The organism is Bradyrhizobium sp. HKCCYLS3077, from assembly GCF_051167555.1.
Lineage (GTDB): Bacteria > Pseudomonadota > Alphaproteobacteria > Rhizobiales > Xanthobacteraceae > Bradyrhizobium.
Genome location: NZ_JBNPTH010000004.1, coordinates 895,598 through 908,511, shown reverse-complemented (window position 1 = coordinate 908,511; position 12,914 = coordinate 895,598). Strand labels below are relative to the sequence as shown.

The 12,914-nt window shown below is 66.4% G+C and carries 9 protein-coding genes; 6 read left to right on the top strand and 3 right to left on the bottom strand.

What is annotated here, in order from left to right; all coding sequences use genetic code 11:
- From ACQR0Z_RS20430 to ACQR0Z_RS20420, 3 genes are all read right to left on the bottom strand, one after another.
- The coding region (locus tag ACQR0Z_RS20430) for an amino acid adenylation domain-containing protein (RefSeq protein WP_434919794.1) at nt 1-4,595 on the bottom strand (4,595 nt) is incomplete at its 3' end.
- Nucleotides 4,596-4,601: 6 nt separating this feature from the next.
- The gene (locus ACQR0Z_RS20425) at nt 4,602-4,883 is read right to left on the bottom strand and encodes an MbtH family protein (protein ID WP_434857329.1); all 282 of its coding nucleotides are present in this window, start codon (nt 4,881-4,883) and stop codon (nt 4,602-4,604) included.
- Between the two features lie 40 nt (nt 4,884-4,923).
- Complete coding sequence (locus tag ACQR0Z_RS20420) at nt 4,924-5,487, bottom strand: YcjF family protein (RefSeq protein WP_434919793.1); 564 nt, start codon at nt 5,485-5,487, stop codon at nt 4,924-4,926.
- A 111-nt stretch (nt 5,488-5,598) separates the two neighbouring features.
- Between ACQR0Z_RS20420 and ACQR0Z_RS20415 the strand changes: the two genes are divergently transcribed.
- From ACQR0Z_RS20415 to ACQR0Z_RS20390, 6 genes are all read left to right on the top strand, one after another.
- A complete protein-coding gene (locus tag ACQR0Z_RS20415; RefSeq protein WP_434857327.1) occupies nt 5,599-6,534 on the top strand; it encodes a thioesterase II family protein in 936 nt (311 codons plus the stop codon).
- A 247-nt stretch (nt 6,535-6,781) separates the two neighbouring features.
- Nucleotides 6,782-8,407, top strand: coding sequence for a cyclic peptide export ABC transporter (locus ACQR0Z_RS20410; RefSeq protein ID WP_434857326.1), 1,626 nt, complete (start codon nt 6,782-6,784; stop codon nt 8,405-8,407).
- Between the two features lie 10 nt (nt 8,408-8,417).
- The gene (locus ACQR0Z_RS20405; protein WP_434919792.1) at nt 8,418-9,533 is read left to right on the top strand and encodes a prohibitin family protein; all 1,116 of its coding nucleotides are present in this window, start codon (nt 8,418-8,420) and stop codon (nt 9,531-9,533) included.
- Nucleotides 9,534-9,578: 45 nt separating this feature from the next.
- On the top strand, nt 9,579-9,749 hold the full coding sequence (locus tag ACQR0Z_RS20400; protein ID WP_434857324.1) for a hypothetical protein: 171 nt from the start codon (nt 9,579-9,581) through the stop codon (nt 9,747-9,749).
- A gap of 722 nt (nt 9,750-10,471) precedes the next feature.
- Nucleotides 10,472-11,131 (top strand): 4'-phosphopantetheinyl transferase family protein, encoded by a 660-nt coding sequence (locus tag ACQR0Z_RS20395; RefSeq protein ID WP_434919791.1) that lies wholly within the window; start codon nt 10,472-10,474, stop codon nt 11,129-11,131.
- Nucleotides 11,132-11,448: 317 nt separating this feature from the next.
- A complete protein-coding gene (locus ACQR0Z_RS20390; RefSeq protein ID WP_434919790.1) occupies nt 11,449-12,780 on the top strand; it encodes an ABC transporter substrate-binding protein in 1,332 nt (443 codons plus the stop codon).
- The last annotated feature ends 134 nt before the right edge of the window (nt 12,781-12,914 follow it).

The following is a 12,914-nucleotide window of genomic DNA, read 5'->3' as shown; positions in this document are numbered from 1 at the left end:
AGTAGGGTCGCGACATGCCCGGCCAGCCGCTCCATACTGGCGGGCGCGAACATCTCGGCGTCGTATTCCAAAATGCCCTCGAGCCCGCCGTCGCCGGTCGGCTGCAGCGACAGGGTCAGCGCGAATTTTGCGACACCCGGCTCCGGCGGATGCATCCGCGTGGTGAGGCCGGCGATCTCCGGCGCGCGGAAGGCGGCGGCGTTCTGCAGGGCGAGCATCGCCTGGAACAGCGGGCTGACACCGAGCTGGCGGGCCGGCTGCAGCTCCTCGACCAGTTGTTCGAACGGCAGGGTCTGATGCGCGAAGGCGGCGAGATCGGTCTCGCGCACACGGGCCAGCAACTCGCCCAGAGTGGGATCGTCCGAGAGCCGCAGCCTTAGCACCAGCGTGTTGACGAAGAAGCCGATCAGCCCCTCGAACTCGCGGCGGGTGCGGTTGGCGATCGGCGTGCCGATGCTGATGTCGTCGCTGCCGCTCCAGCGCGCCAAGACGGTGGCGAAGGCCGCATGCAGGACCATGAACAGCGTGACGCCGTGGCGGCGGGCCAGCGCCTCCCAGGCCGCGACCTCGCTCGCATCATGACGCAGATGCACGAAGCCGGCGGGATGGCGCGGCGTCGTCGGACGCGGCAGGTCGAGCGGCAGCTCCAGCCGCGCCGGCGCCTCAGTGAGCGCCGCACGCCAAAAAGCGAGCTCGCGCGGGATCGGTCCATTGGGATCGGCGAGCAGCTGCCGGTGCCACAGCGCGTAGTCGGCGTACTGAACGGCAAGCTCCGGCAGCTTCGCAACCGCGCCGCTGCGAGCGGCCTCATAGAGCCGCGCCAACTCGCCGAAGAACACGCCGGATGACCAGCCGTCGAAGGCGATGTGATGGATGACGACGGCGAGCACGTGACGCTCGGCGGCCAGCCGGACCAGCACGGCATGCAGCGGCAGGTCGCGCGACAGGTCGAAGCGGTGCTGCACCAGACCATCGAGCCGGGCAGCGAGCGCGGCGTCGCGATTGGCGGGGCCGAGATCGGAGAGATCGTCGTGCAGCAGGCGGAAGGCGCTCGCTGGCCGGATGATCTGGATCGGCGCATCGGCCTTGAGCTCGACGGTGCTGCGCAGGCTCTCATGGCGCGCAACCAGCGCGGTCAGCGCACGATCGAGCGCCTGGGCGTCGAGTGCGCCGTCGAGATCGAGCGCGAATGGAATGAGGTAGGCGGCCGAGCCGCCTTCGAGCTGATCGAGGAACCACAGCCGGGTCTGCGCCGCCGACAGCGGCAGATCGGCCGGGCGCGGCAGCGCGACGAAGGCGGTGGCCTGATCATCGGTCTTGTCGTCGAGGGAGGCTGCGAGCCGGGCGATGGTCGGCTGCTCGAACAGCCGGCGCAGCGGCAGCTCGCGGCCGAACTGGGTGCGCAGCCGGGAGACGAGCCGGGTGGCGAGCAGCGAGTGGCCGCCGAGCTCGAAGAAATTGTCGTCGATGCCGATCCGGGCATGGCCCAGCAGTTCGGCCCAGATCGCAGCCAGTGCCTGCTCGGTCGCGGAGCGCGGCGCGCGATAGCTCGCCTCGGAAGCAGCGGCGAGATCGGGCTCGGGCAGGGCCTTGCGGTCGAGCTTGCCGTTCGGCGTGACCGGCAGCGCCTCCAGCGCCACGAACAGCGCCGGCACCATGTAGTCCGGCAGCAGGCTGCCGAGATGACCGCGCAGCTCGGCCGCCGATGGCGCCGCGCCGTCGCGTCCGACGACATAGGCGACGAGACGCCGTCCTTGCGCATGCTCCTGCGGCACGACCGCCGTCGCCGCCACGGCCTCATGCCTCCGCAACGCGCTCTCGATCTCGCCGGGCTCGATGCGGAAGCCGCGGATCTTGACCTGGTGGTCGGCGCGGCCGTGAAACTCGAGCGTGCCGTCGGCGCGCCAGCGCGCGCGGTCGCCGGTGCGGTAGAGCCGCGTTCCCGTCGGCCCGAACGGATCGGCGATGAAGCGCTCCGCCGTCAGTCCGGGACGGTTGATGTAGCCGCGCGCCAGCCCGGCGCCTGCGACATAGACCTCGCCAACGACGCCGATGGGCAGCAGGTTCAGCGCATCGTCGAGAATGACGACCGCGCGATTGGCAACCGAGCGACCGAGCGGCAGCGGTGTCGTGATCGCGGCGACGTCCGGCAGCGGATGACGGGTGACGAAGGTCGTCGTCTCCGTCGGACCGTACATGTGGCCGACAACGGTGCGGCTGTGGTCGAGCACGCGGCGCACGACCTCGGGCGATACCGTCTCGCCGCCGGTCAGCACCTCATCGACTCCGTCGAAGCAGCCGGGCTGTTCCTCCGCGACTGCCGCAAACAGCTGATAGGTCAGGAACAGGCGCGTCACGCCGTGATGGCGGATCGCCGCCGCCAGCCGGCCCGCATCGAACGCGCCGGTCGGCCCGATGGCAACGCTGTGGCCGTGCAGCAGAGGTGCGAACAGCTCGAAGGTGCTGGCATCGAAGGCCGGGTTGGAATGCAGCAGGATCGTCTGCGCTTGGCCGCTGTGCCAGATCGGATCGTCTGCCAGTGAGATGATGTTGCGATGGGTGATGCCGACGCCCTTGGGGCGGCCGGTCGAACCCGAGGTGAACATGATGTAGGCGAGATCGTCGGCCGCGCCGGCAATCTCCGGAGCGCGATCGTCGACTGCATCGGGGCGCGGCAACAGAACGCTCACGCCGGCCTGACCGGCAAGCTCCGCCGCCAGCGCCGGCGCGGCCACCGCAAAGCGCGCGCCAGTGTCGAAGAGGATGAAGTCGCGCCGGTCGCGCGGCTGTCCCGGCTCCAGCGGCACGTAGGTCGCCCCGGCCTTGAGCGCGGCCAGGACCGCGATCACGAACTCCGGCGAGCAGGCGAACAGCAGGGCGACGCGATCCCGCGGCCGGACTCCGGCGGCCATCAGCTCGTGGGCGAGCGCATTGGCGCGTCGGTCGAGATCACGATAGGTGAGCGTCCGGTGACCGGCGCGGATGGCGATCACGTCGGGCGTTCGGTTGGCCTGTGCGGCGAAACGTCCGGCGAGGGTTTCCTGCGATGCGATCTCGGTCACGCAGGCGGGCGCGCCGGGCTGCTCGGCTTGCGCCAGATCCGAAGGCACCAGCGCCAGCCGGGCCGCCGGACCCACCGGATCCGCGGCGAAGGCGCGCAGCAGCGTCTCGAACGCCCGGGCCCAATGCCGAACCGTCGCCGGCGCGAACAGGTCAGGATTGAACTTGAAATTGCCGAACAGCGCCGCGTTGGCTTCGTACAGTTCGAGAACGAAATCGAACTGGCCGAGCTGCTGCGGAAACGGGTCGCTGCGCGCAGCCAGTCCGCCCCAAATGCTCCAGCCGTCATTCGGCAGCGGCGCGATCAATCCCTCGACCGCCTGCTGACCGCGGAGTTGCAGGAAGTTGAAGCACGCCTGATAGATCGGCGTTCGCGCCGGATCGCGCCGGGTCTGCAGCCGCTGCGCAAGCAGCGAGAACGGATAGTCCTGGTGTTCGGCTGCTTCCGCTGTGGCGCGCCGTGTGGCGTCGAGAAAGGCCGCGAGGCTCTGGCCGTCCGTCAGCCGCGTGCGATGCACGACGGTGTTGACGAAATAGCCGACGGTCGCCTCGAAGGAGGCTTGCGTGCGGCCGGAGACCACCGAGCCGAGCAGGATGTCGTCCTGTCCGCTCAGCCGATGCAGCAGCAGGCTGTAGGCGGCAAGCAGCACGACGGACAGCGTGGTCTCGTGACGCCGTGCCAGCGCCTTGAGCTGGGACAACAGCTCCGGCGCGACGGTGAGGTCGATCTGTTCGCCGCGCTCCCGGCGCTGCGCCGGCCGCGGATGATCCAGCGGCAGGTCGAGCACCGGCAGCTCGCCGGACAGCAGCCAGTGCCAATACGACCAGAGCTGCTCGCCGCGCGCCCCGGCCAGCAACGCACGCTGCCAGCGGACGAAGTCCGTGTAGCTGCGTTCGACGGAAGGGAGCTCGGCGATGGTCCCCGCGGCCCTGGCCTGATAGCTCCGTCCGATCTCGTCGAGCAGGATGACGATCGACTGGCCGTCGATGACGATGTGATGGGCGAGCGGCAGCAGAACGTGGTCGTCGCTGCCGCGGCTGATCAGCACAGCCCGGAACAGCGGGCCGTGCTCGAAGTCGAACGGCTCGTCATAGGCGGCCTGCACCGTCTGGCGGAGCGCCGACTCGTCTGCGACCTGGACGTGGCGGAGCTCGACGGCCCGCGACGACACGGCCTGCATCGGTGTTCCCGCGCGCCAGGCGAATGTGGTGCGCAAAGCGGGGTGGCGGGCGGCGACGTCCTGCAACGCCAGCCGCAATGCCGCGACGTCGACCGGTCCGCGCAGCCGGACCGGAAATGCGACGTGATAGGCCGTGCTCGACGGATCGAGCTGGTGCAGAAACCACAGCGCCTGCTGGCCGAAGGACAGGGGATGATGGGCCGCCTCGGCGCCACGCCGCCGCAACAGCTCGGCCGCGAGCTTGCGCTTGCGCTGGAGCTCGTCGGTATCGACGGCGACGGCAGACCCGATCGGGTTGTCCTCAGGGGGCAGGCGCTCCGATTCTGCGCGTGAGGGGTCCCATCGGTCGTTCACGATGCATCACGCTGCAGATGAGCCGGCGGCATCTCGCTGGCGGCGAAGACTGAGCGGTCTCATGTCGGTCCAGGCGCTCTCGATGAAGGCGAGGCAGTCCGCCTTGTTGCCAACGGGCCCGGTCTGCCGCCAGCCGGCCGGGATGTCCTTGAATTGAGGCCAGAGCGAATATTGCTCCTCATCGTTGACGAGCACGACGAAGATTGCGCTCTCGTCGTCGAATACATTCACCATGTCGGCACCAAGGACGTAAGACATCGTTCCCTGTACCGCGAGGTACAGGGTCACTCAGATCCGCAGCTACTAACGGCAGCGGGGCAGGTGAAGGTTAAGCGGTGGCGGCCGCCTCAGTGGTGGCGCTCTTGCGCGACAAGCCGCGCTTGACCTGATCCTTCATCGACTCGAGATCGACCGACAACAGATCGCCGCCCTTCTCAAAGTGATTGACGAAGACTCGGCCGATGGCCCAGGTCAGGGCAGAGGCGAATGCCGGCACGACGGCGAGCCCGAGAAGCGGGCCGACGAAGGGGACATAGCGAACCGCGCGGATCGCAGCTCCGGAGAGCGGGCTGACCGGTACGATGCCGCCGATCAAGGCCGCGACATAGGACTTCACGGCGTTCTCGTTGAACGGGATCTCGTAGTTCTCAGCGAGTTCGCTGATCATCTTGACCTGAATGCCCGTCAACGCAAAAACATCGAGCAATGGCAAGGGGATGAGCCCGGTGATGGCTCCGAACCCGGCATTGCGCTTGACGATCGCCAGCGCCTGCTTGTGGCGTTCGGGACTGACTGCAGGAGTGACGGGCGGGGAAACAGTTTGGTCGCTGGAAGCCAAATTCGTCATGATGATTGATTCCCAATTATTAGTTGTAAGGTACCATCGTTCCACCAGCCTTGGAAGGGCTGTCGACCTGCTTGTCGTGAACTATCACCAGATAATGAGTCGTTACTACGCCGGTAGCCGGCGGTGCGACCGGTGATGCGACACTGAGTGATCGAGATGCGGCTGCCCGTCGACGTCTGGGCAATGCACAATAAGGTGCGGTTTGGTGTCCGTGGTGCCGATTGTCCTGTGAGCATCACGGGAACGACGCGATCTGAGCTGAGCCGGCACGACGTTGTCATGATACTATGCCAATCATTCGATGTGGGTCGATCCATGCCTGATGACGTGCGGCATTCGTTTGCTGATGACTGGCTCCTGTGTTTCAAGCCGAGGGCGGCGGCCCGCCGGCGACTGGTCTGCTTCGGGCCCGCGGGGGGCGGTGCCTCGTTCTTTCGCCGGTGGCCGGATCTGGTGCCGCCGGACGTCGAGGTGCTCGCGGTGCAGCTCCCGGGCCGCGAGACGCGCTTGGCCGAGCCGCCGGAGCACGACATCGTCGGCCCGGCGTTGGCCGTCGGCCGATCGTTGATGACGCGCAAGACGCTGCCGACCGTGCTGTTCGGCCATAGCATGGGAGCGCTGCTGGCGCTGGAAACCGCCCGCGGGCTGCGGCAAGCGCACTTTGCGTGCGATCTCGGTCTGGTCGTGTCGGGGCGCGAGTCTCCCGATCTTGCCATGCAGGACAGCGGCTTCATGGCGCTCGACGATGATGCGTTCCTGGCCGCCATCGATCGCCGCTACGGCGGCATTCCGCCGGCGGTGATGGAGATCGCCGAACTGCGCGAGCTGATCGCGCCGGTGTTGCGCGCCGATTTCGCCGCCGTGATTGGCTACCGGGACCGAGCGGCCGACCCGCTCGACATCGAGGTCACGGTCATGCGCGGCCGCGACGATCCGCAGACGGCCGATGAGCGGATCGCGGGCTGGGGCAGGGTGTCCGTCCGGCCGGTGCGCCGCCGCGACTTTCCTGGCGGGCACTTCTATCTGTCCGATCGTCCCGAAGCGGTGCTGGCTGAAGTGCTGTCGGCGTCGTTCGTCGCCGAGCCATCCTGAGCCGATGCCGGCGGGATCGTCATCGATCATGAATTCGTTTGTTTATTTGCAAGCCTCCCGCAGTGTGCCCTTTGCCGTCAACGACCGTTGTGATCAAACACATTGCCGATGGATTCGATTGCGCCATGCGGTTCGACCGCGCCGGCATGCCGCCGCGGGGGCTCATTTTATGGGGAGTCGCGCCTCCGTCCTTGGCTGACGGCGCGGTCCTGGGGTGTTTCAGCGTGGACAGAAGGCGGTTTGAACCTTGGACCTGATACGCTTCGTCCTCGCCTCCGCGGGTCCGATCCGCTTCCGCCTCATCGCCGGCATGGTGCTGACCAGCTTCGCGATGGGCGCGCTGATGGTCGTGACCAACACCGCGACCGCGCCGGAGTCGAGCGACGGGCCGGCGTTGGAGATGGTGCTGCTGTTCGTCGTGCTGGCGGCGCTGGTGATCGGCTCGCATCGGTACTCAATGCGGATGGTGACGGCGCTCAGCGAAGCCATCCTGCGCCAGATCCGCGACAATTACGTGCTCCTGGTCCGCCGCATCGAGCTGGAGGCGCTGGAGCGCACCGGCGTCGACCGGATCTACGACGTCGTCGCGCGCGAGACGATCCTGATCTCGGATGCCGCGCCGCAGATCGTCACCGGCATGATCTCGGCGCTGACCTTCGTGCTGCTCGGCGTCTACATCGCCTATCTCTCTTTATTTGCCATCGTGCTGCTGGTGTTCGCCTTCGTGGTGACCGTCTATTTCTACCGCTACAGCCAGCGCGGTTCCCGCGCGGCGCTGGTGGCGGCGAGCGCGCAGGAGACGCGCTTCCTCGACCTGATGGGCCATCTGCTGCACGGGTTCAAAGAGGTGCGTCAGAACGCCGCGCGCGGCCACGACCTGGAGCAGGACCATCTGCTGCCGGCCTCGGAGGAGATCGACACCAAGAACACGGTCGCGATGGACCACATCGCCTCCGGCATGAGCATCTCCTATATCGGCTTCTACAGCCTGCTCGCCGCCGTCGTGTTCATCCTGCCCGGCTACATCAAGGAGCACCGCACGGTGCTCCAGGTGCTCTATACCGTCCTCTTCATGCTCTCATCCCTCGACAACGTGCTGCGCTCGGCGGCCGTGCTGGCGCGCGCCAACCTGTCGATGGAGCATCTCCTGGACATGGAGAAGAAGCTGCTGGCCGCCGCGCGCGAGCCCGAGCCGTCGCCGGATGCCTCGCATCAGGTGTTCACCCAGGTCGAGCTGCGGGCGATCACCTATTCGCACACCGGCCGCGACGGCAAGGCCAACTTCACCCTCGGTCCGTGCGACCTCGTCGTCGCGCCCGGGCAGATCACCTACCTGATCGGCGGCAATGGCAGCGGCAAGTCGACCCTGATGCGGCTGCTGACCGGCCTTTATGAGCCGGCCTCCGGCGTCATCCTGTGGGATGGTCAGCCGGTGGACCATGCTCGGCGCGGCAAATATCGTCAGCTGTTCTCCTGCGTGTTCGCCGATTTCCATCTGTTCGACCGCTTCTACGGCGCGCGCACGATCGATCCGGCCAAGGTCAACGCCATGGTGGCCGACTTCGGCCTCGCCGAGAAGACCACGTTCCGCGACGGCGGCTTCACCCAGCTCGACCTGTCGACCGGACAGCGCAAGCGGCTGGCGCTGATCGTCGCACTGCTCGAAGACCGGCCGATCTATCTGCTCGACGAGGTCGGCGCCGATCAGGATCCGTCCTTCCGTCACCGCTTCTACACCGAAATCCTTCCCGACTTGCGAGCTCGCGGCAAGGCCGTTATCGTCATCAGCCACGATGATCGCTACTTCTCGATGGGCGATCGCGTTCTCACGATGCGGGACGGCCGGCTCGAGCAAGCCGAGGCTTTGACATGAGCATCGCGACATGAGCGTGGCCTATCCCGATCGCAGCTCCCGCAGCTCCCGCAACTCGCCGTCGCCGCTCAGGCCGACGCGCGGCCGGCTTCGCGACCGCATCGAGGCCTATGTGGTCGGCACCATCGCGCTGGCCGGCATCCTGGTATTGCTGCTGTGGCGGCTGGTGATCGTCGTCGTCCCCGCCGGCCATGTCGGCGTGCTCTACAGCCTGCTGGGAGGCGGCACCGTCATCGACGACGTCTTCCGCGAAGGCCTGGCGCTCAAGCTGCCCTGGAACAAGATGTATCTGTTCGAGACGCGCGTGCAGTCGCTGCCGCTCGACGTCGAGGCGCTCAGTCTCGAAGGTCTGCGCGTCGACGTGAAGGCCAATCTGATCTTCCACATCGACGGCAATGCGGCGCCACGGCTGCTGAAGGAAGTGGGCACCGACTACGTCAATCGGCTGATCATGCCGGTGACGCAAGGCGTGGTCCGCCGCGTCATCGGCAAGTTCGACAGCCACCGGCTCTACACTATCGACAGCGAGCTTCTGACCGGCCAGATGCTGGAGGCGCTGCGCGGCGAACCGAAGAGCTCGATCCTGATCTATGACGACATGGTCGTGACAAGGGTCATCCTGCCCGACGGCATGCGCAAGGCGATCGAGGACAAGCTGACCCAGGAGCAATACGCCGCGTCCTACGAGTTCATCCTGGCGCGCGCCCGCTCCGAGGCCGAGCGCCAGCGCATCGAGGCCATCGGCCTCGAGAACTACTACGCCACCGTGGCGCGGGCGCTGTCGAAGGACGTGCTGACCTGGACCGGCATCCAGGCGACGCTCGATCTCGCGCGTTCCAACAACAGCAAGGTCGTCGTGGTCGGCGGCAGCACCAATCAGATGCCGCTCATTCTGGGGTCCGAAGTCTCCTCCGGCAGCGCGACCGCGCCGAACCCGGGGATCATGGGGCTCGACAGCACCAAGCTGACCTTCCCGAAGGTCGAAAACCCCGCGCGCGATCCGCTCGAAAATCCGATCGGGCCCGGTCTGCCTGGGCGAGCCCGCATGACTCCGCTGGGCGTGCCGCCGGCGCCGACACGCCAGGGATCGCCAATTCCCGCCGCTCCGGTGCAGAATGCCCAGTAGCCGGTGGTCACCACGCATCGTCGTCAGCATGAGGAGCATGTCTTGATGTCCGCCTTCGTCATCATCTGCTACGTGCTGCTGTGCCTCCTCAGCGGCTATTTCGGCCGCGACTCGCGCATGGGCTTCTGGGGCTGCGTCTTCCTGTCGGCGATCTTCAGTCCGGTGCTGGTGCTGCCCGCGCTGTTCCTGCTCGGTGGTGGCCGGCGGCCGGCCTGAGGCCAGGCGCTCGGTCGTTTCAAAGGCCATCTCTGCAAAGGCGATCGGCGGTGACGCCCGACGGGCAAAGACCGCATGGCTCGCATGTGCGGATTGCCCGTCGTGCCAGTTTGTCGCGGGCACCTCGCTTGTGTCGTCGGGCAAATCACCGTCACATTCTCGCGCATCCCGGCTCGCTGAAGAGGGACGTTTCGCGATCGTCACGAACGTCGAGCTGGAGATGCGGTGGGCGTGTCGGTCCGCAGCGTGACTTGCTTGCGCGGACGAACGGAACGATGCGACGGCGAAATGGTGTGGTCCTGGCGCCCCGATGCTGGCGTCAAGTCGGCGGTGATGATCCGTCGGCGACGGGGGCAAGACAGCCGGTCCCCGAGGAGAGCGCCTATAACCCGCAAAACCATCGCGCAGGGAAGGCCGGGATGTCCGCGCCAAACCTGTGGTTCCTACCCCGTGCAATTTTCACTGCACGGGGGCCATGGGGGCGGCAGGCTCCCGGCCTTCCCTGCGCCTCTTCGTCTCCGAAGAGGACGAACGGATGCAAGACTCGGGCGCAAGACGCCGCGAGAACGCGACGTCATGTTTGCTCTTGTTGATTGGGCTGTTTGACTCGTGAAGCGGTTGACCTCCGGCCGGGCGTCGCAAATTCGTGCCGTGCCGTCGCGCCATGGTGTAGACTGACCGTCCGCCGATCCCGAGTGAAGAAGTAGCGTGCAGACCTGCCGATGAGGGCGATCGAAAATCTCTTTCAAAGCCCGGTCGTGGTGGCTGCGTCGTCTCTGTCGCTTGCCGATGACGGCCTCTTTCCCGAAGAGCGCGCGCATGTCGAGAACGCCGTCGCCAAGCGGCGGGCCGAGTTCGGAACGGCGCGCATGCTGGCGCGCAAGGCGCTGGCGGAGCTCGGGGCCGCGCCTGTGCCGTTGGTTCCTGGCCCGGATCGCGCGCCGGTCTGGCCGCAGGGCTACACGGGCAGCATGTCTCATTGTGCCGACTTCTGCGCCGTAGCGGTCGCGCGCAGCCGCGAGGTCCGATCGCTCGGGCTGGACGTCGAGGATCTGCGCCAGCTTGATCCCTCTCTGCTGGAGCTCGTGCTCACGCCCACCGAGCGGCGCTGGCTGCAGGCGCAGCCTGAAGACGTGCGGCCGATGCTGCCGATCACGCTCTTCAGCGCCAAGGAAGCCTACTACAAGTGCCAGTATCCGATCACGCGCGGCTTTCTGGATTTTCAGGACGTCGAGCTCGCGATCGATCCGGGGGCAGGGACGTTTGAAGCGCGCGTCGTCAGGGCGGGATGGTCGGACGCCGTCGCGCGTCTCGGCGGGCGTTTCGTCGTCGCGGATGGGCGGGTTCATTGCGGGGTGGAGTTGCCACAGGCTGGCGCCTAACGCTGCAGCTCCAGGTTGGCTCGTCCCGATTGCGCGGCATGCGACGCTGCGTCCCAAGCCGTGCAGAACCGATGGTCCCTGAGCCACTTGCTGCAGTCGCTAAACAAAAGGCGCTCGGATTTCGCTCGATTGGCGCTTGACATGTTTAGTCGGGGCAAATCTACTAAACAAAATACTTAACTCGGACGGTGATCCGAGGTGTCATGAGGAAACGCTTGCAGCTCCCGCTGTCGTTGTGACGGCGCATCTTGCTGCGGGCCACACATCGCCGGCATCCGTGCACAAGCGGGGCGGCGCCAACAGGGAGGGAGTGCCAGATGAAGTTGCTGCAGACATTTGCACTGACGGCGACCGTCGCCGCCGCGACAGTGCTCGGCGCATCCGCGCCGGCACGGGCCGAAGGAAAAACCATCACGCTGTGCTGGGCGGCGTGGGACCCGGCCAACGCGCTCGTCGAGTTGTCGAAGGACTTCACGGCCAAGACCGGCGTCAACATGAAGTTCGAATTCGTGCCGTGGCCGAACTTCGCCGACCGCATGCTCAACGAGCTCAATTCCAAGGGCAAGCTGTGCGACCTGATGATCGGCGACTCCCAGTGGATCGGCGGCGCCGCGGAGAACGGCCAATACGTCAAGCTCAACGAGTTCTTCGACAAGGAAGGCATCAAGATCTCCGACTTCATGCCGGCGACCGTCGCCGGCTACGCCGAATGGCCGAAGGGCACGCCGAACTACTGGGCGCTGCCGGCGATGGGCGACGCCAATGGCTGGACCTACCGCAAGGACTGGTTCGCGCGGCCGGAGATCCGCGAGGAGTTCAAGAAGAAATTCGGCCGCGAACTCGAGGTGCCGAAGACGCAGACCGAGCTGAAGGACATCGCCGAGTTCTTCCAGAAGCGGGTGATCGACGGCAAGACCGTCTATGGCGCGGCGATCTTCACCGAGCGAGGCTCGGAAGGCATCACGATGGGCGTCACCAATGCGCTGTATCCGTTCGGCTTCAAGTACCAGAACCCGAAGAAGCCGTATGACATGCAGGGCTTCGTCAACTCCGACGACGCGGTGAAGGGCCTCGAATTCTACAAGGCGCTCTACAAGTGCTGCACGCCGCCGGGCTATTCCAACGGCTACATGCAGGAGGGCCTCGACGCCTTCAAGTCCGGCCAGGTCGCGCTGCAGATGAACTGGTTCGCGTTCTTCCCCGGCCTCTACAAGGACCCGAATGTCGGCGGCGACAAAATCGGCTTCTTCGTCAACCCGGCCCAGAAGGAAAAGGGCTCGCAACTCGGCGGGCAGGGCATCTCGGTGGTGGCCTATTCGCCGAACCGTGCCGAGGCGCTGGCCTACATCAAATGGTTCGCCTCGCTCGACACCCAGAAGAAGTGGTGGGCGCTCGGCGGCTACAGCTGCCACAAGGGCGTGCTCAACGACCCCAACTTCAAGACCACCGCGCCGTTCGCCGCCGACTTCCTGGTGGCGATGGACCAAGTGGTCGATTTCTGGGCCGAGCCGTCCTACGCGCAGCTCCTGCTCGCGATGCAGAAGCGCGTTCACGACTACGTCGTCGCCGACCAGGGCACGGCCAAGGGCGCGCTCGACGGGCTGATTGCCGACTGGACCAAGGTGTTCAAGGAGGACGGAAAGCTCTGACGATTGCGCTTCTCAGTACCGATCTCTCCACGTGTCGTTCCGGGGCGCGCGAAGCGCGAGCCCGGAACCCATACCCCCCAGGAAGCCGCGTGAGGCACAGATGTCCGTTGGATCTCGCCCCAAAGAACGTCCTG